Below are 22775 nucleotides of genomic sequence, written 5' to 3'. Positions count from 1 at the left end.
GTCGATTTATCCCGACTTATGCCTCGTCCACTATATAACAGGTCACATTTTCAAGCTTGGTAAGTTCCCCACTTTGGTCGTTACGCAACACGCACTGTTCACCATCACTTAGCAGCGTAAAGCTATAAACAGGGTTGTCGTGCCTTCCGTCAATAGGTAATCCCCTGCCATCTACCTTTGCTTTACGCTCAATCGTTATGCTCGCGGTTTGACTAAATGCATCATCGGCTATCGTTATGTTTAGACCACCAAACCAGTTGCTGATCTTACTTTCAATAGCTTGCTTTTGACTCACACTAATGGATTTGGTTACTGCCTCGTGTAACTCAGCCTCCTGCGTTGTCGCGCATCCGCTCGCCGAGAGCAAAAGTATGGCGAGAGGTGCTGCTAGCAGTCTTCCTTTTAGCAGTTTTCCTTTTTTATTAAGAAGCGACATTACTTGCGCTCCTGAATAACAGGCTGATTTATTTTGTTGTGTAAAATAAAGTTCTCTTTGCGTTGTTCAGGCTTGTCGATAGGAATGAGCTTTTCGTCCCCTAACGCACTTTGGTTACTGCGCAGTGCTTTGACATCCGCCACGCCGTTTGACGTGACAACTTCGGGACATGAGCCTGTAGCAGCATATTCCAATGCAGCTGACAGCATCCCTTCATTTGGATCACCCAAGCTTGCGGTAAAGTCATCTTCAACTTCACACCCCGGCAACTCAAAATCGAAATTAGGCGTGGTGGTAGGCATGAAACCATCAGCATAATCACCAAACCCTTTGTTATTCACCCCTTGGAACTGGATAGTAAAGTAGGTCTCACCGCAATTGTCTGTTGGGTAGAACCCATACGGCTTACCACAAGTAGTAGAGCCAATTTGCACTACTTCTACATCAATACCACGAAGTGCATTCATTACCGCTTCACTTGCTGAACATGTTGCACCCGTGGCTAAAACGTAAACCTTCGTCAGCGAAAGGCTAGGCAGAAGCGTGTCGGTAAGTTGCCCTGCGTTATAGTCAATAACATTGCGGTAAAACGGTGTTGGACGAATGGTCTCTCCGGTGACAGGGTTGGTGTTTGGGTTTTTATCGTTAAAACGCAATGTTTCAAAGGTTGCGTTATTGGTTTGGTTCGGACCCGCTATCATATAGGAAAGCTGTGAAGCTAGCGCCAAACGTCCTCCGCCGTTGTAGCGAAGGTCAATAACGAGCTCGGTCACATTTTCTTCAACAAACATATCGAACGCATCAATTAATCCTTCTTGCGCGGTAACGATAAAGGTATTGAATTGGAAGTAGCCCGTTTTGCCGTTTTCGGTATCGAGTACCTTTGCGTTTTGAACCGGCGTTACGCTGATATCGCCGGAGGTGATGTCTACTGAGAGAGTTGAACCATCAACCTGCACAAACTCAAAGCTTGTAACCGTACCTGCGTCTTCCGGAAACAGCGCAGCATTAATCGCATTGACGCCCTGCTGCGTGTTGTCATTGACGAAGTCGACGCCGTTTATACGCGAAAGGGTCGCACCGCGAGGCACGCCAGCAGTAGCTGCAGGTGAACCCGGCTCAGTGAATCGCACTGTTAGTACTCTCGGCACGGTTGTTGAACCAAATTCCCAATCAAACCCATAGCCCGATGAAATCCCCGATTGAGACAGTTCGTTATATTCGGCAGTGTCTTGTGAAAAGTGGAAGTTATCTTTTGGCGTACCGCTTGGCGTTAGCTCATTGGTTTTAAGCTGATCAAAATATCCCAACACTGAGAAATTTGCAGGGTCATTGTCATCTACTTCGTCGTACCACAAGTAAGTGTCATTAGTCCAAGTACGTAGCCACAGCTTTTCATCCATGGCGGTACCTTGTGTATCTGGGTATGCCCTATTAGTAAAAGGATCAATACCGCTTCTAGGAGTCTCACATTTCGCTAGATATTGAGATTGCGGTTCATACACCCCCGCTTCCCATTCTGGCTCTGTTGTTACAGGTGTCGTTGGCGTGGTAGGCGTTGTCACCACAGGAGGGGTATTAGACGAGCCTGAACCGCCTCCACATCCAGCTAGAAGAGAAATCGTGACTGCAAGTGCAACAGAAGAATACGTATACGCTTTCATGATTTAGAAAATATCCTTTTAAAACGGCTAGCCCAAAACTACTAAACTTGTGCTAAAAACAACTTTTATTAGCATAGCCGATAGTGACATATCCTTCTAAGCGTAACTACATAACAAAAGTTTAAAATGTTTCGAAATGTAAGAAAACGTGTTGCAGAGTTGATGAGTAAGTTTCATTCGTGACGCGTATCGCTCTATCGCGGTAGAAAAGAAGACTACCTACTCTGCCGTAACAATATGCTTATTATCGTCTCTAGTTTAACTGCAACACACCTACCGACCGTGCAGTTAAGCTACTCACATATACACCTTCATCTGTCTGTATTGCGCCTGTAACAAAGGGAAATGCACCACTAGGGTCTTGATAACTTTGTAAAACCTCTCCGCTTTCGCTTATTTTAACAAGGTGCCCGTATGCTTGACCTTGTGGGCGCATGAACTGTGGCAGACGCTGTACAATTTTACGAATGAAAGGCTTGTCAGATAGAGCGTCAACGGGAGCGGAGCGAGGCGAAGCAAGACCCAGAAAGTACGCGCCGCTCGTTGCCTGGCTGATGTTGTCTGGGAATCCGGGCAAATTATCAATCACGACCTCCACTTGACCCTGTTTTGGCCCAACTAGCCAATAGCGCAACACGCGATATTTACCGGTTTCGTTGACCAACACTGAATTTTGATCATGGCTTATTGCGACACCATTCGCAAAAACCAAACCATCCATCAGTACATTACTCGTTCTACGTACTGGGTCGTACTCTATAAGCCTGCCATTGCCTCTATGTTCCAAAATTTCTAGCAGGCTCGCTTGCAGCGTTCCCCCATACTCTTTGGCAGAGAACTTGGTAGTTGCGTCAGTGAAGTAAATATTGCCGTTGTCGGCAATATCCACATCGTCCGCATATACAACGTTAGTGTTTTCTACTTGGTTAACCAATACCGTTAGCTCACCTTCAGGGTCTGCAATTAGCAATCCGCGATGAGCATCGGCGATTAATAAGTTGCCGTTGGTATCAAACTCGATACCGAGCGGACGTCCACCAGTGTTAATCCACGGAGTAAATGTTGCCTCACCTTTTTTCTTGAGTAATACCGCACCAGAATGAGTGGCGGTTGCAATAGTTCCCGCAGCGTTAATCGCAAAATCCTCCGGCCCTTTATCTTCGCCTAATTCAATAAACGAAAGGCCCGCCAAACGGTTGTTTTCAATAAACTCCCCCGAAAATCCGCTACTGCTCGGTGCTTGCCAGCTTATTGGCGCAATGGGGACTGGCCACAATAGTAAATACCCTAAGACAAGAATGACAACGCCACCGAATACCTTCATTTATGCTCTCCTGCAAGCAACGCATGTTGTGTATCTATCAACCATAGCAAGCAACCGTCCGATACTCTGCTTTCGTTTATAAATAGAACACTATCATCCAGAGCTTTCTAAATAGCGCATATTTGAATATGCATTACAAATTCGTTAGGTAGCATCCATTCCCCCCTTCAGATCGTTTGTTTATAAAATGCTACAGAGGTACGTCATGCCATTTTATGCAAAAACACTCGGAGATAATCACGCTAAGCAAGTAGACAAAGAACTACGTGCGAGCCACGCGGGAGAAACGGGAGCCGTTTGGATATACCGTGGTGCTCTATTCGCCGAATGTGTTTTAAAACTGGTTAATCTTTCTGGCACAAAAAGCGAGGCACAACCCTTCATACATGAGCACCTTAAAACGGAAAGACGACACCTCGCCGTCTTTGAAAACGAAATGCCGCTTTTCAGGGGAAGTTTTATTTTACCTTTATGGATAGCTTCTGGGTTTATCACCGGCTTTATTCCAAGACTTTGCGGTATAAATTGCTTTTACTACACCATTTACCGAGTAGAGCAGTTCGTAGATTCGCATTACGAAGAACAATGTAAGCGCATTTCTGCGTTAGCCATCCCCCCTTCAAACGTAATAAATCGGTTTAGACAATGCCAAGCAGATGAACAACATCACAGAGATGAAGCGCTGCTCCTAATGACGAAAAGGCCGTCGTTATTAATGAAATTATGGGGCGCAGCCGTTGAAAAAGGCTCTTCAATTGCCGTTGCAATCGCAAAAGTGATTTAAGTTTTTGAGCTTATGTGCGGTGACCTGTAATTACAAAATAGGTATCAGAAAGTCTGTTAATTAAAACGAAAGAGACGTGCTTGAAGTGGGGAAAAAGAACAGAGTTAGGCCATCAAAGCCCTGTGACAACTGCGGTATCAATGCCGACACACAGTTTCGTATTCGATGTGGTGATGAAGACACGTGGCGTATAGTATGCAAAGCTTGTCAAGAACGAGCAAAGGCCAGCAATGGCTATATGTATGGCGGTACGTGGAAAAGAAAGAAGCGTAACTAAGGGGCTTCCTGTGAGCCCCTAATAGTTACGATAAGATTTACGCATTCACTCTTTTTTCTTGCGCTGATTGAGGCGCGTTGTTACTCGCGTCGGCTTCAATCTGAGTTTCTGCATTTTTAGCTCGCTTAATCAGCGTATTAGCACGATAAACACTCCACACCACGTACACCGCCATAGGTATATTAAGCTGAAGTGACGCAACCGATAGCGTCGCGCTTTGGTGCACAGCCGCATAGGCTATGAGTAACACCATTACGCTTAAGCCTGATATAAGCAACCATATCGGCTTTGTGAGTGATTTAACTCCCACTGTAATGCCGGTATTAAATAGCATAAGGCACCAAAAAACGGCGATGAGCGAGCCTGTAAAAAACATATCTGCTACAGCAGTTAATGCGAGTGCACTCACACTCCCCCACACCGTGCTGTACCAAAGCCTGCTTGCTAACGGCGGATGTGCCTTCTTAGAAAGCCAAATCTCCATACCCGACACGCAAAGCATGGTCAGCATTACACCAAGAACAAAGTACAGCCATTTGCTGGTAAGGCCGGCGAAGTCACCGAAGTGCAAACGGTACATTGCCCATACCAACTGCTTACCCCATTCACCGAATTCATAGCCGGCCACACCGATAAAGTTACCCGCCGTATCGAATCGATAGCCTTCGGCGTAGATCATTCTATTGGGCGCCTTGGCATATATTTCGATGAACTGTTCTGGTTCACCAACTTCGTGTACCGTTAAAAATATTGGCGACTTTTCTGGCGCTAGCGTTTCCATTTGTGCAAACGCCCTACCAATAGCCGGTTTACCTTCCTGTGGCGCTAATACAGGGTCTGGCGTAAAGATTTTCTGGATAACCGCGTCGCGATCGCCTTCGTAATTTAGTGAGGCAACAACCACCAAAATGATCCCTGCCATACCAAAATATGCGCCTGTTATACCTATAACTAAATGAAAAGGCGCTGCCCATAGTCCAAAACGGTTGTGCAAATCAATTTGAGCTTGCTGACCGTTGCCACCCCGTCGAAGTTTAAAAGCATCTTTTGCTATTCGTTTGTGAGCAATAATTCCAGTGACGACAAGGGTACAGATGATAGCGCCCAAAGCGCTGACCAAAATCATTCCCCAACTTTGTGGCAAATTGAGATACAAGTGCAAGTTCACAAGCATTTCGGTAAAAGACACGCTTTCTTGCTCTAATAAGTTACCTTCACTGTCGGCAAAGTAAGCAGCATGATCGTTTTCTACCACCAACCGAGGGATATCTGATGTAGGGAAAACCACATAAAGATGGTGAGACTCTTGCGTATTCTGAGCTAAAAAGGTGTCCATCGCCTTTTCAACAACATCAGGAGAAACATTCTTCATTTCTTCAATTTGCGGCTGTTCCCACCTTTCAAACTCTAAGTGAAAAACCGCAACGGTCCCAGATAAGCACACCAAAAAGAGAAGTACACTTAGAAAAACGCCTACCCAAGTATGTGCATTTAATGCATTTTGTTTTGTTATTTTATCCATCGATATTCACCTACATGGGGAAGAAAATAAGTATTGGTAGGCAAAGCGCAGCCAAAACTGCGTAAGCAACAACAACTTTAATTTTGTGGGCGGTAGCAAGGTAGTGATAAACAATAAGACCCCAAAAAATTGGCAACAGCACGATACCTGTAGCCAACTTCCCTGCTATTGAGAATGGAAGTAGCGCACATAGTCCTAGCGTCAATAACACGCTCACAACCAATAAAACAACCAGCACCACGATGTAGTTTGCGATGTTCCCTAGAACTGTACGTCGCGAGAAATCAAAGCTCCTCGGCTGAGGTACATTTTTTGGCTGAGGTAAATGCGTTTGGTTAAACGCAATAAAAGGCCACACTAAAATGGAAGGAATACACAGCGCATATAGCACGCCAAACTCCCACCCCTGAGCATAAGACCAGCACACTGCTGCAACCAGCCATACGACAAGACCCAAATAAAGATACGTTGACGCTTGAGCGCGCCAACTTTTATAAATAACACCTAAGGCTGCAAGTGTTAAACCACCCGCTGCAACTGAAAGCATGATAAATCCTTAAAACGAATAGGTTAGCGACGCGTTCACTGTTCTGCGTACACCAGGGAAACAGTCACCTCTGAATAAGCAAGACGTGAGATATTTTTTATCGGTCACATTTCTTACATTCAGCTGCAAATTCAAATTATCTGCTAGCTCGTACGACACCATCAGGTCACCAAGGGTGTAGCTAGGTGTGTCGTATCCGATGACACCATTCTCAGAAACTGATTCTCCCACGTAGCGAATACCAACTCCTACCGTCAGCGCTTCAAGCTCAAGTGGAGAATAATTTACCCACAACGACGCATTGCTGTCTGGCTGTGCTGACAACGAAAAACCGTTAGGATCTTCTGCATCCAAGACCGACGCCGCAAACTGCGCTGTTATCTGGCCAAAGTCTACGCGCCCTTCTAGCTCAATCCCTTCAATGGTCGTTACGCCTTGCTGTTGCGCCGCTTCGTCTGGTAATCCGTTAGGATTAGGAAGGTTTGAAACTTCAATATCGTAATACGCCAGCGTGATAAAACCAGGAACTGACGAGAGTTCATACTTAATCCCTGCCTCGTATTGACGGCCTTCTTCTGGCTTAAGCTGGTTGTTATTATTATCTAGTCCCACTACCGTCTCGAACGACTCAGCGTAACTAAGGTAGGGAGAAATGCCGTTGTCAAAACGATACAAAATTCCAGCTGAGTATGATGTTTGCGTGTCATCCTGCTCAGTTACGCCTGTATCATTATCAACGCGGTCGTGACGTAGGCCTAGCGTTACCCGCCAGTTTTCATAGGAAATTTGATCAGACAGGTATAACCCCGTGTCCGCGACTGTCTGTTCAGGCGCATCGTTGTAAATTGCGTCGAAAATGGCTTGCTCTGGTGCGCCTGTGTACTCAGGGTTAGCCAAGTCCAGAATGTACCTAAAATCACCTTGTAATACCCCACCACCAGCATAGTAAGCAGAGTTGGCGTCAGTTTTAACATGTTGATATTGTACACCCGCTAATAACTCGTGTTCGAAAGCGCCTGTTACAAAGCCCTTGTTTGCACGAATATCAAAAGCGTGTTGATTAAACGTATTGTCTGCTTGATAAAACGTTCTCGGCACAAAGGTATCGGTAGGCGCGACCGGTGCCCCTACAAAAGCGTTTAGATAGCGAGTACCGCCCGTAAAAGTGGGCCACGCTTGGTGGTAGTCTGCCTCACCATCTCGCCATAAGGCAGTAAATGAAAGTGACGTTGTATCGTTAATCAAGTGCTCGCCAAGCAAAGTAACTTGGTTCGACTTAGTATCAAATTTATTAAACCCTGGTTCACCTGCGTAAACATCTTGGTCGGGTAAATAAGTGCCGTCAGCCAAAGGCAATAATGTCCCTTCCACAGGAATAAACTGCGCTGCTGTATCACTATCAGTATCTTGGAATAACCCGATTAGCGTTAGCGTTGTATCGTCAGAAGGCATGAAGGAAAGTGACGGCATGAATACTTGGGTGTCATCGCTAACATAATCAACCTGAGAGTCAGCATTACGATATATACCAACAAAACGCCCCATCCACCTATCATCTTCAGACAGGCTGCCGTTTACATCCACCCCAACTTGCGCGCGGTCGAAGTTTCCGTAGGACAACACCACTTCGCTTCCTTTGCCTAACGTGGGCGTTTTTGACACATAGTTCATTATGCCACCGGGAGAGCCCTGACCGTAAAGTACAGAGGCAGGCCCCTTAAGCAACTCAACCTGTTCCATTGTGTAAATTTCAGCTCGCGTAGAATTATAGCTGCCAAACAACTCTTGAATTGAGTCGCGATAGCGCGGAATACTTAATCCTCTGGAAGAGATTGAATCGACTCGGGTGGCGTATCCGTATGACTCCCCCGTCACGCCCGCCATATAGGTGGCAGACTGAGAAAGATTTAACACACCTTTTTGCTTTAAATCTAATGCGGTTTCAATGGAAATTGTACGGGCGAGTTCAACAATCGGTGTATTTGTTTTTGTTGCGCCAAACGGAGAACGCATGCCCACTACTTCAATCTTTTCTACTGCATTCGCTTCTGCTTTTTCCCCTGTTGCTTCTCGCTTATCTATAGCTAAGCCAGCGCCACTTTCATCTTCCTGAGCATGTGCGTGAGACACTAAGATAGCCGCTACCGCCAAGCTGAGTAATTTCTTATTCATGTTGAGTGTTTTCTGTTATTAATTTTTAAGACCCATCAATTCGCCTATTACAAGAATGAAGTGAACTGAAGGCTGCATTAGTACTTTCGTCTAATTTAGCAAAAATTTACACAAATGATAACCAGTATCATTCACATTAACATCAATAAGTAACAGAAAACGCGTTAACCGAGGTTGTTAAGTAACATAAAGATACGCGCATACAAAAAAGCCGAACTAACAGCGTTAGCTCGGCTTTAACTCTCATGAGAACTGAAAGGCTAATGACTATGCCGCTTCACTTTCCTGTTCAGACTCAACCACTTCATGGCTTAATAAGTATTCAAATGCAGCAAGCGATGCTTTCGCGCCCTCACCCATCGAAATAACAATTTGCTTATACGGTACTGTTGTTACGTCACCGGCTGCAAATATACCCGGCTCAGATGTATGACACTTAGTATCAACAATAATTTCGCCATACTGCGTCATGTCTACCGTGCCCTTCATAAACTGACTGTTTGGTACAAGTCCAATTTGAACAAATACACCTGCAAGTTCACGGGTGTGCACTTCGTTAGTTGAGCGATCTTGGTATTCAATTGCGTTCACTTTGCCATTTTCAGCAGTAATTTGGCGCGTTGCCGCGTTCTTGATAATGGTAATATTATCGCGCTTTTGAGCTTGATCGATAAGTACCTTGTCCGCTTTTAGTTCTGGCATAAATTCAAATACCGTCACCGATTTTACAATGCCTGCAAGGTCAAGTGCCGCTTCAATACCTGAGTTACCACCGCCAATGACCGCTACGTCTTTACCTTTGAAGAAAGGGCCGTCGCAGTGTGGGCAGTACGCAACACCATTACCGATGTTCTCTTTTTCGCCCGGAACACCAAGTTCTCTCCAGCGGGCGCCTGTCGCAACAATAACCGTACGAGTGCGGATCTGTTCGCCAGAAGAAAGCGTAATGGTTTTAATATTGCCTTTCTCAATGCTATCAACGCGTACGTGCTCTTTGAGCGTAATGTCGTAATCGCGTACGTGCTCCATCAAGTTACCAACAAGCTCAGGGCCCGTTGTTTTAGGTACTGAGATAAGGTTCTCGATACCCATGGTATCTTTAACTTGGCCGCCAAAAGTTTCAGCAACAATGGCAACTTTAAGGCCTTTACGGGCACTGTAAATCGCCGAAGCAACGCCTGCTGGACCACCACCGATAACCGTTACGTCTTGAAGTGGTAACGCATCGCCTTTGTTTGCTTCTTTAAGGCTAGGGTCGCGTTCAATTAACTTGTTGATAAGCACAGAGGCATCAACTTTACCATTCGCGAATAGCTCGCCATTAAGGTATACGCTAGGAACACCTTGGATGTCGCGCTCTTGAATTAGATTTTGATATAACCCGCCGTCGATCATTTCGGTCTTGATGTTAGGATTAATCAAAGCAAATTGATTAAGTGCCTGTACGACTTCAGGGCAGTTGTGACAGCTTAAGCTAATGAACACTTCAAAATTAAGTGGTTCATTCACCGCTTTCACCATCGACTTAACGCTATCGTCTAGCTTAAGTTCAGTACCCGCTGCATGCAGCATGGCAAGTACAAGCGAGTTAAACTCGTGACCACCAGGGATACCAGAAAAACGAATTCCCGTATCTTCGCCGTCAGCTTCCAACAAAAAGCTGATTGCACTGCGCAACTCACCATTTGTGTCACGCTCTTCTACGTTTAATTTTTCGCTTACTGAAGCAATGTCGGACAGAAACGTCACAAGCTCTTCACGCTTGCTATGTTCACCGGTCTGTACGACAAAGGTTACGTTTTTTTGCATTGACTCTGCATATGATTTCAATGCTTGTAAAATTTCTTTAGTTAACACGGTTATTCTGCCTTATTTTCGACACGCCGATCCCCGCCAACCTTTTGAAGGGTCAACAACATAAGCGGAAATTGGAAATTAATATCAGGGAGTGGAGACCCACTCCCTACAAATTATTTGCTTAATACTGTGCAATGCACGAAGCGCTGAGCTTTCATATATTAAGCGCTAAGCGTGCTGCTTAGATTTTGCCTACTAGGTCAAGTGAAGGTGCTAGAGTTGCTTCGCCTTCTTTCCACTTAGCTGGGCAAACTTCACCTGGGTTGTTTGCAACGTACTGAGCAGCTTTAACTTTACGTACTAGGTCATCTGCGTCACGGCCGATACCTTCAGAAGTGATTTCCATCGCTTGGATGATGCCTTCTGGGTCAACAACAAATGTAGCGCGGTCAGCAAGACCCATAGTTTCACGCATACAATCGAAGTTACGAGTGATTTCGCCTGTTGGGTCGCCAATCATTGCAAATTTGATCTTGTTGATCGTGTCAGAAGAATCGTGCCATGCTTTGTGAGTGAAGTGAGTGTCAGTAGATACTGAAAATACTTCTACGCCACGTGACTGAAGTTCTTCGTACTTGTCAGCGATGTCGCCAAGCTCAGTTGGACAAACAAATGTGAAGTCAGCTGGGTAAAATACGAAAACTGCCCATTTACCTTTGATGTCTTCGCTGCTTACGTCTACGAACTCGCCGTCTTTAAATGCAGTTGCTTTGAAAGGTTTGATAGCAGTATTAATCAATGCCATGTTTAATTCTCCATTTGGTTTAAATTATTTTCGCACGTTAAACACATACGAATACAAACTTTACGTTTATTGTGTCGACATGGTTTTGCAGTTTTGTGAAGATAATCACGTAACGCAAAATTCATGTCTCTCGAAACTGGTGATAAGAATAGCGCGCACAATCACAAAAAACTAATTGGTAAAAATGAATCGCTTAATCAGGTTATTTAATTGAACGATGAAAATTGAGCCAAAAATAGATTGATTGTTTTGCAATACGGTTTCACCGGCTAAACTCTGCTGAATGAGAAAACTATGACCCATTCCCGACTACAGCGCATCTCCCACGAAATAATGCTAATCGATGGACACGCGCCATCTCGCACTTTGGCAAAGCATGCAAAAATGGAGGCCAGCCCCTTTGTTTTCTACAGAGGCAGTGCGCAGTTGTTTTACGCTGACATAAAAGCTGGCCTTATCAATTTTCCTAAAGAATGCGAGACAGTTCCCCTCACCAGCGTGATGGGAGACTGTCATACTTCCAATTTTGGCTTTCTCACAGAAGAAGGGTCTCACGGAGATACAGTGATCTTCTCACCCAACGACTTTGATGATGCGTGTGTCGGCAAAGCACACTGGGATGTGCTTCGTTATCTCACTTCATTGCACCTTGCCCAGATACATTGCCTAGGCACCGTTGATGGAAAGTATGCGTGCGATAACATCGACATCACTAAACCTGTTGTCAGCCACCAGCAGGTTATTAATGCGCAATACGCATTTATTGAGCGTTATGTAGAAACCTGTAGCCAAGTAGTAGAAAACGCCATGGTGATTAACGAAGCCGTAGACTACTGCCCAGATGCCGTGCCAAGCAAGCTGACCAAACTATATAAAAAAGCCAAAGCCCGCAGCGCAGGAGGAGAAGACTTCACGGTTAAAAGTGCGCTGGCTAAAGCCGTTCATTTTGATGGCAAGACCTTGGGGTTTAAGGCCAACAGTGAAAAATTTTCTACCCTAAGCCCACAAGAATACGCCACGCTACTAGAAGCTTTTGCTCCCTACATGGACGATGCGGTAGTCGATATAGTGAAACGCCTGGACGCGGGCACCGGGTCGGTAAATATGGCGCGCTACTACTTTTTAGTAGGACCAGCAAAACCACATAATTCAGCAAGCTTTGCGCATTGTCATATTGTAGAGGTTAAGCAACAACGTGTTGCGGCGCCTATTTATTATTTTCCAGATTTTAACCCGGTTAATCGCCTAAATGCGGCACACCTTACAGCTCGATGCCAACGAAGAATGCAAAGAAAACCCGACTTAGTGCTTGATGAAGTTAAGTTTGAAAATGCGCATTACCTGGTTCGCTCCCGACATCACGCTAAAGTGGGAATCGACCCACAAGATATTGCAATGGGAAATAAAGCGATAAATGGTGGCTTTGAGTATAATACCAATGCACACAGATAATCGCCCACTCAGAAGGCGCTGGCAAGTTTCCTAGCGAAGCGTGGGAATGCAGGAATGGCTGTTCCCTTTCAAATTCCCAGAATGAAGCTAGGAAGCTTGCCAGACCTTCCCGAAGGGCGAGTTTAAAATGTCCGTACTCTTTGTTGTGTTACCTTGATGTAGAGCCACTATACCTGCGGCAACACGCCGCGATTACGAACATTTTAAATCTCGCTGCGTGGGTGATTATCTGTGCGGATTGGTATCTTGCCGAATTGTGCGGGTATAGCCTTGCGCTAGCTCACTGCCGAGGCGGAAGAAGAAGTACACGATTCGCGTCGTCAGCATCAACGTCTTTTTCTCAAGTAAAAAGCCTGCTCGTAAAAATAGCAAATCTTTATACAGAACAAGTAGTTGATGATCATGCGCTGTTCACTCGTGCGCTGAAATAAAGATATCAATAAAAAGCGTATTTTTTACCAGGCGAACTGTTGTCATAGACGTGTCGTTAGCATTACTTAACACCTATATTAGCTTTTGGTTAAGAGTTAAAGGTATGAGTAAACTTACCTATAGATGATAAGAACTTGATATTTAAGTAATATTTTAAAAACAGCTTGAATAAGGTTAAGTCATTCCTATCCATTACAAATGCCCTTAGTGTAGTTCAAGCAATAAGAAAATTGCGCTTCACATATCACTCTGTTTTTTCTATTTCGGCAAAAGCAGAAGCAGTATTTATGTGAATTAAAAATAATGAAAACTACAAAGGGAAAATGACGTGAAAACATCATTAACTTTACTATCTGCAGGAATCATTTCTGCACTTTCTTCAACCGCCATCCAAGCTAACGATTTAGTCATTAGTGGTGTTATCGATGGACCGTTAAGCGGTGGTGTTCCAAAAGCAGTTGAACTTTTCGTAGTCAATGACATAGCAGATTTATCTACCTATGCCCTTGGAACTGCAAACAACGGCGGCGGTACTGATGGCGAAGAGTTTACGTTTCCAGCTGGTGCGTCTGCAAGCGCTGGTACTTATATCTACGTAGCATCAGAAATTGATGGATTTACTGCGTTTTTCGGTTCTGCACCAGACTACGATACTTCATCAATGGGTATTAATGGTGACGACGCTATTGAGCTTTTTAAAGATGGCAGCGTTATTGACACGTTTGGCGATATCAACACCGACGGTAGTGGCACCGCGTGGGAGTACCTAGACGGTTGGGCATACCGTACGTCAGGTCAAACAGCAAATGGCGGCAGTTTCGAAGCATCTAACTGGACTTACAGTGGTGTTGACGCGCTTGATGGCTCGACCACTAACACTGACGCTGCAACGCCGTTTCCAGCGGGTACATTTACCACTGAAGGTGGCGGTGACGTTGTAGAAGTTCCAGAAGAGCCTGCTGTTGAGCTAGGTATTTGCGGTGCAGACGCGACACTTATTAGTGCTATACAGGGCAGTGAAAGCAGCTCTGCTGAAGTTGGCAATAACGTTATAATTGAAGCTATTGTAACTGGCACACGTGCTGGCGGCTTCTTTGTCCAAGAAGAAGCGTCTGATTACGACGCTGACGACGCCACGTCTGAAGGCTTATTTGTAGAAGGTTCTGTCGACGTTGAAACAGGTAACCTGGTTCGCTTTTACGGTGAAGTAGAAGAAAACTACGGTATGACCACACTTGCTATGGATAGTGATGTGGCTGCACTTGATTGTGGTACAGCGGATGCTGTAGCAGCGGTAGAACTTTCTATGCCGTACGAACTTGACCTTGAAACCGTTGAAGGTATGGTTGTTAGCGTGACTGATGCAACAGTGACGAGTACAAACAACCTGTGGCGTTTTGGTGAAATCGTTGTTAGCGATACAATTAAACGCCAACCAAGCGACGTAGCTGCGCCTCTGTCAGAAGCTTATACTGCGGCAGAAGAAGCGAGCGAGACAAGCCTTCTTACAATCGAAGATAACAGCAGCTCGCAGTACCCAGATGCACTTAATTACTTCCCTACTTTCAGCTACGCTAATGCCATTCGCATTGGTGATTCGGTTTCTGCTGCTGGCCCACTAAACTACAGTTTTGGCACTTACAGAATTAATCCAAGCGACGTTATCGAAGTAACGTCTTCTCGCGAAGCAAACCCAGTGGTTACAGAAGGCAACCTATCTATTGCTACGTTCAACGTGCTTAACTACTTTAATGGTGAAGTAGATGCAAATGGCGACGTAAATTTCGATTATGACGAAAACCGCGGCGCAGACGATGAAGTGGCGTTTGAATTGCAACAGGGTCGTATCGTTGAAGCTATCGTTAACCTTAACGCAGACGTTGTCGGTTTGATGGAAATCGAAAACGATGGTTTTGGTGAAGATAGCGCTATCCAATCTCTAGTTAATGCTATTAACGCCGAACTTGGTGAAACCGAGCAATACTCATTCATCGCAACCAGTGATGGCAGTGAAATTGGTACGGATGCAATTACTGTAGGCTTGTTATACAAAGCTACAGTAGTGACGCCAGAAAATGATGCCATGGTAGTTGCTATGCCAGAGCAACAAATTGATGAAGATAGCCTGGCACGCATGCGCCCAAGCCTTCTTCAATCGTTTGTACACACTGAAAGCAGCAAATCGTTCCTTGTTGCCGTGAATCACTTTAAATCAAAAGGTTCACAGTGTGCAGAAGATGTGGCAGAAGCGCCGTCTGAAATTACCACGATTCAGGGTAGCTGTAACGCACTTCGTGTATCGGCGGCTATCACATTAGGCAACGCGCTAAGTGATGAGAGCCTGCCAGAGCGCAAGGTTATCTTAGGCGACTTAAACGCTTATAGCGCTGAAGATCCAGTAGCTGTACTTACCGATTACACACCTGAATCTCGTGGATACACTATTACGACTGCGGTCAATACAGGTATGGATGAAGGCTCGTCAGTGGACGTAGAGTCTAGCTTCGGCTATCACAACTTGGCTGAAGAGTTTGATGCAGAAGGCTTCTCATATTGGTTCTACGGAACTGAACAGGTGGGTAGTTTAGATCACGTACTAGCAAGTGAAGCTATGCTTGCAGACGCCATTGACGGTGCTCACTGGAACATCAACTCAGTTGAAGCTTACCAGTTGCAGTACGATCAAGCGCTTCGTTATTACCCAGATGAAGACGGTTACGCCTTTACTGATGTTGGTCCATTTAGAAGCTCAGATCACGACCCATTCATCGCAACCTTTGACCTACAAGCAGACGTAGTTGAAGAGGAAGAAGAAGAAAACAATGATAGCTCAGGTGGAGCAATGGGAGGAATTCTTGCCCTGCTAGCTGCAGCGATTGGCTTTCGTCGTCGTTCGACTACTGTTAAGAAGTAAAAAGTGAAAGAATGAAGTACACGCTTAACGGGTGTGCTTCATTCACGTAAAAAAAGCTGCCTCAATGGAGGCAGCTTTTTTGTTGGTACTCTTTTCAATAACAGTCTGTGTAGTAACCGTTATGCTTTAACGGCTACCACACCGACTAAGTCAGCAGCGTTACTGTCATCCACCTCAATGCCGATTCGGCTTATATACTGATCGCGCTTTTCAGCCTGGGTTGGCGACAAGTCACTACTTAAAAGAAGCTTCGCCGCTTTATGGGCCGCTTCCATCTGCTCGTCTGTTAAATTATCCCCTAAGTGGATTTGAGTAATAACTTTTAACAAGCTCAGTGCAACTTGTTTGTCTTTAGGGGACAGTGTTAGTGCCTGGCGTAAATTGTTGAAGGCTGGCGACAACCGATTCTCTTTGTAGTTAACCGCAGCCATTTGCTTAAGCTCTTTTGTGGTAAATTGAATTTCAGTACGTTCAATCGACTCTTGATTCAGGTATTCATTTACCACTTGAGAAGTAAACGTGTCCCCTTCAATTTGCTTTCTAAGCTTATCTAAAATACTCACACAGTGTTCACGCATTCCTAACTCGTGAAATGCTTTCATTTTATCGAGGCTATCTTCCATCGAGAGTCCGTCGGTAGATGCCGAACGATCCTTCATCAACTTTTCAGCCCCTTTTTTGTCGTCTCGCAAGCACAAGACACGCGCTTTTACGACGTCAATCTGCTCGCCAAGCTGAGACTGCATGCCCTTTTGTTGTTTCAATTCTTCTAGTTCAGATTCTGCGCGTTTCATATAGCGTTCGCCTTCCGTACTGCCAAGGCTTGTGGCTAAATCAATGGTTGAACGAATAACATTGAGCGTTAGATGAGGTGAGTCATGGATAGAATTTTTAGCAAACTTTGCCATATTTTGAACGGCTGAAAGTTGCCCTGCCTTATCGTGGTTCAATCGAGCAAGATCCCATAACCGTTTGTTACGCTCAATATTGCGAGGTGCTAGCTTACTCGCCTCTTTCATTTGTTCGTAGGCAATATCGAACTGCTCTTTCTCAATAAAATACTGAGCAAGCAAGTCAAAGGTTAAGAATCGCGTGTCGTGGCGCTGCAATAAGTCATCAACCAGTAGCTGGGCTTCTTCTAATTCATCTTGTCGAAGCAACGACCGGGTTAAACCAATGTGAACCCACGCATGATCCATGCTCTGCAATAAGCTTCTAAAGTAGTCTTCCGCAGTTTGATAATCGCGAAGCTGCAATAAGCAATCACCAATTAAGCGTTTAATTCTGGTGTGATACTCCGATAGCGAAGGATCTTTTAACTGGCGCTCTGCATAGTACATAGCGGTGGAATAGTCCCCCACCTGCATACAATGAAGCATTTTATGTAGCTTTAACCTTATTTGGATAAGGTATTCCAAACGCAGCTCAATTTTGTTGCGCTGAAGAGGTTTGACCCAAAAGTCATCCGGTTGCAATTCAACAATACAATTAACCAATTCAGGCGATGTCTCTGCACTGAGAAAAATGACCGTGGTGGTGTCGTTGATGTGATTAAGGTGTTTTAATTCTTCAAAAAGGTGAAAGCCATCTTTGTCGTGACTGACGTTAAACGCCAGTAAAACAAAGTCGTATTGTCTTGCAGCACATAACCTTTTCGCGTGAAAGGCATTAAAAGCACTGCTTACGTTTTTTATTCCAATTTCATGCAAAGCTGATGACACTACATCATGTACAAGCCCCTGGTTATCGATAACCAGCACATGTAATTCTTCTCTTGGGGTTGGGGCAGGTATTTTTTCCAGCATTTACCAATCACTTCTAACGTCTTTTCCCTAAGCGTCGTAATAGAATACTTGCTATTGCGACGGCACAATGTTGCGCGAGCTGTGCGCGAGAGGAGCTGGCCCATAATTCAAACCAGTTTTGTAATAATAGCGCGCATACAGCCTAAACTTATTATACATAAGTCTTGGTTTTTAGATACACGTGCGTTTCACAACGTGATTAGTGCTTTTATCGAGGCGGATCAATCGCGTCGTTAACGCTTCCGTTAACCCTAAACCAACCTGCAACCGAGTGACGGCTGCGGGCAGCAGGTAATACTTCATGAGGGAATTGTTCGCTCAAAAAGACAACGAAAGTACCTTTCGTTGGCAGCACTCTTGTTCCAATTAGATCACTTTCATCAGCGTAGAGCACGAGTTCTCCCCCATCTTCTGAAGTCCAGTCGTCATTCAAATAGGCGACTAAAGACAACACGCGATTGCCCTGGCCTTTAAACGCATCTACATGGCGTTTGTAAAATTTACCCGGCTCATAGCAGGCAAAATGACTTTCAAAAGAAAAAAGCCCCATAAAGAGCGAACGATTTACATACTGCTGCATGGCTTCACACCATGAAAGCCACAAAGCGCCTTCGCTAGATGAACCTGTAATCCAGCAAATCTCGTCCCCTCTAACTTTTTCAGCTTTTTGATAATTCTCTGCGCGACCAATACCTGCCGCTTGATATTCAGCTTCAGAGATCGAACGCTGGCAGGCCAAAAGTGCTTGTGTAATGAAATCAGGTAAACCATGCTCTTGAATAGAAAAGCCTTTCGTGACTAAGTCATCGACGATATTTTCAAATATGGCTTCATCGAAAACGTGAAGAGGCTGATACGACGCAAGTTGTTCTCTATTCATCAGAGCATTTCTACCTTTGAGCGGTTAACTAATCGTGTAGTTAGGAGCGGGTTGTGTATGTTAAAAAACTAGCGAACTTATACGCGGGGTTGAATCCTATAGCAATTGCATCACCACGCATTTTCCGCGCTATTTTTTTATCGATAAAAGAAAAATTATTTGTCGTTAAGAAGTCGCACGCTTCTTGCTTATTTAATATCAATTTTAAAGTGAGCAAATGACGGTAAAGGTAAACTAAATCAATAAGTAAACCGAGGTGTATATTTTAAGAGGGTTGATTGAGAGACTTTTCTTCTGCCCTTGTTTCCGTTGCCATTACGTCTGCACATACGGATTGTAATTAACAGTTGAAAAACGCATGGCAAGGCGGTTTAGTAAAGATATATGCAATGTACGTACTAAAATTTTTAGCAAAAAGAGTAACCCATGAGTCAAGATCAAACACAAATAGAAGAAACGGAACATCATCTAGACTTAAGAAATTTGAGACTGGACGACTACAACGATGTTAAAGCGTTAATGGATGAGGTATACGCCAACGTTGGAGGCGCATGGCCTTACTCTAACTATAAAGCCCAAGTTACTACATTTCCCGATGGGCAAATATGTATTGAAGATAAAGGCAAAGTGGTCGCTTTCGCCATTTCAGTGATTGTAGACTATGACCAGTTTGGGGATAAACATAGCTACGATGAAATTACGGGTGATGCTTATTTGACCACACACGATCCTAACGGTGATGTGCTTTATGGTGTTGAGGTAATTGTTTCACCCGAGTATCGAGGTCTACGCCTTGGTCGTCGTCTCTACGAAGCGCGTAAAGAGCTCTGTCGTAATTTGAATCTAAAATCCATTATGGCGGGCGGTCGAATCCCGAACTACAAAAACCATGCGCATGAGCTGTCGCCTTATGAATACATTGAGCAAGTCAAGCTCAAAGACATCTACGACCCCATTTTAACTTTTCAACTTTCAAATGGATTTGAAGTCAAGCAAGTCATGTCGGCTTACCTTCCAGAGGATGAAGCCTCACAGGGTTATGCGACGCTACTTCAGTGGCACAATATTTATTATGAACCGGGCACGCCTTCCCTCATCGCCAGCAGGAAGACCAGCGCGCGAATCGGATGTATTCAATGGCAAATGCGTTACTTCAATAATGTAGAAGAGCTTTTACAACAAGTAGAGTACTTCGTCGATGCCTTGTCTGACTATTCTTGCGACGTTGCCCTGTTCCCTGAGTTTTTCAACGCGCCATTAATGGGCCTGAGCCCGTCAGATTCATCCATTGATGCAATTTGGCATTTAGCGACCTATACCGATGAGATTTTAACTGCCGTGTCTCATTTGGCCGTATCGTACAATATTACGATTATCGCAGGTTCTATGCCTGTGGTAGAAGAGGAAGAGCTCTATAACGTCAGCTACATTTGCAAACGCGACGGCACGATTGAAAGCCAGTATAAGCTTCATCCAACACCTCACGAAAAAGAAGATTGGATAATGAAAGGCGGAAACAGCCTTAAGACATTTGATACCGACTTCGGCAAAATCGGCGTTTTGATCTGCTATGACGTGGAGTTTCCAGAGCTTGCGCGTATTCTTGCCGATCAGGAAATGCAAATTTTGTTTGTCCCCTTCTGGACAGATACCAAAAACGGTTATTTGCGCGTGCGACGCTGTGCGCAGGCCCGCGCTATTGAAAACGAATGCTACGTGGCAATTGCAGGTAGCGTAGGTAACTTACCCAAAGTGGACAACGTAGATATTCAATATGGGCAAACCGCGGTTTTCTCGCCAAGTGATTTCGCGTTCCCACATGACGCAATTGTCTCTGAGACCACGCCAAACACAGAAATGACGCTCATTGTTGATTTGGATTTGGATAAACTCACTAAGCTTCAAAATGAAGGCTCTGTGCGGAATTATCTTGATAGAAGACGAGATTTGTATCGCGTTGAATGGATCGGCGATAAGCAGTAGCGCTACGCTTTAAGGAAACTCTCGGATTTTATGGCTTATGTATAATTGACATTGAGCATAAGCCGTAGAATTTCCTTTAATTTAGCGATAACATGCTTTAGCGCGCAAATATAAATGTGCTGTCTTCTTATTGAGTTAAAGCATCTAAATGCGATGAAGTTAGTACTACATAACGAGATTATAAATTTACTATGGCAAATAATTCGAAAAACGACGAGTTTCCAACCATTAGATTGGATGAAGAAGACCGTCGTGATTACCAAACAAAACGTCAGGCGGCGCCAACAAAAGCAACGCCTCCACCTTCATCTGCCCCATCAGCAAACCGCCAACCCTCTGGTGGTGGAAACGGTAATGGAATCTGGGTTGTATTCGTTGCCGTCATCGCCTTAGCCGCCTGTGGTGGTTGCTATTACCTGTACACCATGCTTGAGCAACAAAAAGTGGTTGCTGAGCAAGCGGAGCAGCGCATATTACAGTTAGAAAACAAGTTATCTGCTACAGGTGAAGAAATTGGTGAATCTACTGTTGCCCTGCAAGTTAAAGTTACTGAGCTAACCAACAAGACAAACGAGCTTTGGGAACAAATGGATAAGTTGTGGGCGTCAGCTTGGCGTCGTAATCAACAAGAGATTGCTGATCTTGGCGACCGCGTAGGTAACGTTCAAAACGCCTTGAATAAGAACATCAACTCAGTTTCAGAAAATGTAAAATCGCAAGCAGCGGCCATTGGCTCGGTTAAGAATCAACTTGCTTCGTTAGCTGATGAACTGCTCGCTGTTAATGTTCAACTTGAGCAAGCAGCAAGCGATAAACAAAGCGCTCAGCAAAGCGTACGTAATTTAACCGACAAACTGTCTGTGTTAGAGCAACGCAATACGACCTTATCTGGCCGCATTACCAGTTTGGAAAACGAAATTCGCGATATAGCAACCAAAGTAGTATCTAGCGGTGGTTCAACGGGTGGAAGTGGTTCGGCTCCTTCAGCTGCAGGTAACCAGTAAACCAGATTAAATCTGTTGCAATAGTATACAACCGAGAATAAAAACCACGGTTTAACGCATAAAAAAGAAAGGGGCGAATCGCCCCTTTCTTTTTGCCGTGATAATATTGCCCTCTTTTGAAATCTATAGGACCTAATGCGCAATGAGTGAGCAAGCGCCCAAACGTTTAAATAAATATATTAGCGACACTGGCCTGTGTTCTCGCCGTGAAGCGGATAAACTCATTGAGCAAAATCGCGTTACCGTTAATAACCAACCACCTGAACTGGGTACGAAAGTGGGGCCTGGTGACACTGTAAAGGTAGACGGTAAAGTTGTAGGCGCAGTAGCCTCAGACAAGTCAGATCGCGTATATATTGTCTATAACAAACCCATTGGTATCACCTGTACAACTGAGCGTCATGTCAAAGGCAACATTATTGACGCTATCGGTCACAAGGAACGTATTTTCCCCGTAGGAAGGTTAGACAAACCATCGGAAGGCTTAATCATTTTAACCAGCGATGGGGACATCGTGAACAAGATCCTGCGCGCTGAAAATGCTCATGACAAAGAATACGAAGTTACGGTTAACCAACCAATCAGTGAGCGCTTCGTCAACCGTATGTCTCGCGGAGTACCAATTTTAGGGACGGTGACGAAGCCTTGTGTGGTTAAACCCACGGGCAAAAATACATTTACCATTATTCTAACTCAGGGTCTTAATCGACAAATCCGCAGAATGTGTGAGTTTTTAGGGTACGAGGTCACCAAACTAAAACGAACCCGAATCATGCACCTTGAACTCGGCTCACTAAAACCTGGCCAGTGGCGTAACCTAACAAGCCGTGAACTAACTATTATGCAAAATGCAGTTCGCTCTTCTACAAAAACAGCGAGCAAAGTTGAGTTGCGTAAATAAATGAAACTACTACATTTAGTAGTAGTTTATTGATAAGACAATTTAAGACTTTGAAAAACGGACATTATCATTTTTT

At 44.6% G+C, this 22775-nt stretch carries 17 protein-coding genes; 7 read left to right on the top strand and 10 right to left on the bottom strand.

The genetic code is table 11. The annotated features are described in order from the left end of the window. Positions 1-16 precede the first annotated feature (16 nt). The 3 genes from QME20_RS01415 to QME20_RS01405 all read right to left on the bottom strand — a co-directional run bounded on the left by QME20_RS01415 (position 17) and on the right by QME20_RS01405 (position 3424). Complete coding sequence (locus QME20_RS01415) at positions 17-436, bottom strand: hypothetical protein (protein ID WP_281715295.1); 420 nt, start codon at positions 434-436, stop codon at positions 17-19. After that, complete coding sequence (locus QME20_RS01410) at positions 436-2100, bottom strand: S41 family peptidase (protein ID WP_239257636.1); 1665 nt, start codon at positions 2098-2100, stop codon at positions 436-438. Before QME20_RS01410 ends, QME20_RS01415 begins: the two co-directional genes overlap by 1 nt. Before the next feature lie 253 nt (positions 2101-2353). After that, on the bottom strand, positions 2354-3424 hold the full coding sequence (locus QME20_RS01405) for an SMP-30/gluconolactonase/LRE family protein (protein WP_281715294.1): 1071 nt from the start codon (positions 3422-3424) through the stop codon (positions 2354-2356). 205 nt (positions 3425-3629) lie between these two features. Here QME20_RS01405 and QME20_RS01400 point away from each other — a divergent pair, with 205 nt between their 5' ends. Next, positions 3630-4208, top strand: a complete 579-nt coding sequence (locus tag QME20_RS01400) for a demethoxyubiquinone hydroxylase family protein (RefSeq protein WP_281715293.1) — start codon at positions 3630-3632, stop codon at positions 4206-4208. A gap of 314 nt (positions 4209-4522) precedes the next feature. Here QME20_RS01400 and QME20_RS01395 read toward each other — a convergent pair whose 3' ends face one another. The 5 genes from QME20_RS01395 to ahpC all read right to left on the bottom strand — a co-directional run bounded on the left by QME20_RS01395 (position 4523) and on the right by ahpC (position 11328). Then, positions 4523-6007 carry a PepSY-associated TM helix domain-containing protein gene (locus QME20_RS01395; protein ID WP_281715292.1) on the bottom strand — a complete coding sequence of 495 codons (1485 nt, stop codon included), beginning with the start codon at positions 6005-6007 and terminating at the stop codon, positions 4523-4525. A 10-nt stretch (positions 6008-6017) separates the two neighbouring features. Then, a complete protein-coding gene (locus QME20_RS01390; RefSeq protein ID WP_049586664.1) occupies positions 6018-6554 on the bottom strand; it encodes a hypothetical protein in 537 nt (178 codons plus the stop codon). Positions 6555-6563: 9 nt separating this feature from the next. Further along, positions 6564-8726, bottom strand: a complete 2163-nt coding sequence (locus tag QME20_RS01385; protein ID WP_281715291.1) for a TonB-dependent siderophore receptor — start codon at positions 8724-8726, stop codon at positions 6564-6566. Positions 8727-8993: 267 nt separating this feature from the next. Then, entirely contained in the window at positions 8994-10583 is a 1590-nt protein-coding gene (ahpF, locus tag QME20_RS01380; RefSeq protein ID WP_014976359.1) for an alkyl hydroperoxide reductase subunit F, read from the bottom strand. A 181-nt stretch (positions 10584-10764) separates the two neighbouring features. Then, entirely contained in the window at positions 10765-11328 is a 564-nt protein-coding gene (ahpC, locus tag QME20_RS01375; protein WP_014949268.1) for an alkyl hydroperoxide reductase subunit C, read from the bottom strand. A 294-nt stretch (positions 11329-11622) separates the two neighbouring features. On the opposite strand from ahpC, the gene QME20_RS01370 reads away from it, so the two are divergent. The 3 genes from QME20_RS01370 (at position 11623) to QME20_RS01360 (ending at position 16126) form a co-directional block, all read left to right on the top strand. After that, complete coding sequence (locus QME20_RS01370) at positions 11623-12780, top strand: DUF2252 family protein (RefSeq protein WP_239257642.1); 1158 nt, start codon at positions 11623-11625, stop codon at positions 12778-12780. A gap of 140 nt (positions 12781-12920) precedes the next feature. Further along, positions 12921-13211: a DUF2252 family protein gene (locus tag QME20_RS01365; RefSeq protein WP_348648714.1), complete on the top strand. Its 291-nt coding sequence runs from the start codon at positions 12921-12923 to the stop codon at positions 13209-13211. Between the two features lie 329 nt (positions 13212-13540). Beyond that, a complete protein-coding gene (locus tag QME20_RS01360) occupies positions 13541-16126 on the top strand; it encodes an ExeM/NucH family extracellular endonuclease (protein ID WP_049586661.1) in 2586 nt (861 codons plus the stop codon). 119 nt (positions 16127-16245) lie between these two features. Here the strand turns inward: QME20_RS01360 and QME20_RS01355 are convergent, their stop codons facing one another. Then, positions 16246-17931 (bottom strand): response regulator, encoded by a 1686-nt coding sequence (locus QME20_RS01355; RefSeq protein WP_049586659.1) that lies wholly within the window; start codon positions 17929-17931, stop codon positions 16246-16248. A 208-nt stretch (positions 17932-18139) separates the two neighbouring features. Continuing rightward, positions 18140-18811: a 2OG-Fe(II) oxygenase gene (locus QME20_RS01350; RefSeq protein WP_014949263.1), complete on the bottom strand. Its 672-nt coding sequence runs from the start codon at positions 18809-18811 to the stop codon at positions 18140-18142. 426 nt (positions 18812-19237) lie between these two features. Here QME20_RS01350 and QME20_RS01345 point away from each other — a divergent pair, with 426 nt between their 5' ends. The 3 genes from QME20_RS01345 to rluF all read left to right on the top strand — a co-directional run bounded on the left by QME20_RS01345 (position 19238) and on the right by rluF (position 22699). Beyond that, positions 19238-20794, top strand: coding sequence for a bifunctional GNAT family N-acetyltransferase/carbon-nitrogen hydrolase family protein (locus tag QME20_RS01345; protein ID WP_014949262.1), 1557 nt, complete (start codon positions 19238-19240; stop codon positions 20792-20794). 191 nt (positions 20795-20985) lie between these two features. Then, positions 20986-21798 carry a hypothetical protein gene (locus QME20_RS01340; RefSeq protein WP_039229603.1) on the top strand — a complete coding sequence of 271 codons (813 nt, stop codon included), beginning with the start codon at positions 20986-20988 and terminating at the stop codon, positions 21796-21798. Positions 21799-21940: 142 nt separating this feature from the next. Then, positions 21941-22699: a 23S rRNA pseudouridine(2604) synthase RluF gene (gene rluF, locus QME20_RS01335; RefSeq protein ID WP_014949260.1), complete on the top strand. Its 759-nt coding sequence runs from the start codon at positions 21941-21943 to the stop codon at positions 22697-22699. Positions 22700-22775 lie beyond the last annotated feature (76 nt).

Origin of the sequence: Alteromonas sp. CyTr2, from assembly GCF_947311905.1 — a bacterium.
Classification (GTDB): Bacteria; Pseudomonadota; Gammaproteobacteria; order Enterobacterales; family Alteromonadaceae; genus Alteromonas; species Alteromonas macleodii.
This window is presented reverse-complemented; position numbering and strand designations above follow the sequence as displayed.

Coding starts and splice junctions, on each gene's coding strand:
- QME20_RS01415 (WP_281715295.1), bottom strand. CDS start 436: ATGTCGCTTCTTAATAAAAAAGGAAAACTGCTAAAAGGAAGACTGCTA.
- QME20_RS01410 (WP_239257636.1), bottom strand. CDS start 2,100: ATGAAAGCGTATACGTATTCTTCTGTTGCACTTGCAGTCACGATTTCT.
- QME20_RS01405 (WP_281715294.1), bottom strand. CDS start 3,424: ATGAAGGTATTCGGTGGCGTTGTCATTCTTGTCTTAGGGTATTTACTA.
- QME20_RS01400 (WP_281715293.1), top strand. CDS start 3,630: ATGCCATTTTATGCAAAAACACTCGGAGATAATCACGCTAAGCAAGTA.
- QME20_RS01395 (WP_281715292.1), bottom strand. CDS start 6,007: ATGGATAAAATAACAAAACAAAATGCATTAAATGCACATACTTGGGTA.
- QME20_RS01390 (WP_049586664.1), bottom strand. CDS start 6,554: ATGCTTTCAGTTGCAGCGGGTGGTTTAACACTTGCAGCCTTAGGTGTT.
- QME20_RS01385 (WP_281715291.1), bottom strand. CDS start 8,726: ATGAATAAGAAATTACTCAGCTTGGCGGTAGCGGCTATCTTAGTGTCT.
- ahpC (WP_014949268.1), bottom strand. CDS start 11,328: ATGGCATTGATTAATACTGCTATCAAACCTTTCAAAGCAACTGCATTT.
- QME20_RS01370 (WP_239257642.1), top strand. CDS start 11,623: ATGACCCATTCCCGACTACAGCGCATCTCCCACGAAATAATGCTAATC.
- QME20_RS01355 (WP_049586659.1), bottom strand. CDS start 17,931: ATGCTGGAAAAAATACCTGCCCCAACCCCAAGAGAAGAATTACATGTG.
- QME20_RS01350 (WP_014949263.1), bottom strand. CDS start 18,811: ATGAATAGAGAACAACTTGCGTCGTATCAGCCTCTTCACGTTTTCGAT.
- QME20_RS01345 (WP_014949262.1), top strand. CDS start 19,238: ATGAGTCAAGATCAAACACAAATAGAAGAAACGGAACATCATCTAGAC.
- QME20_RS01340 (WP_039229603.1), top strand. CDS start 20,986: ATGGCAAATAATTCGAAAAACGACGAGTTTCCAACCATTAGATTGGAT.
- rluF (WP_014949260.1), top strand. CDS start 21,941: ATGAGTGAGCAAGCGCCCAAACGTTTAAATAAATATATTAGCGACACT.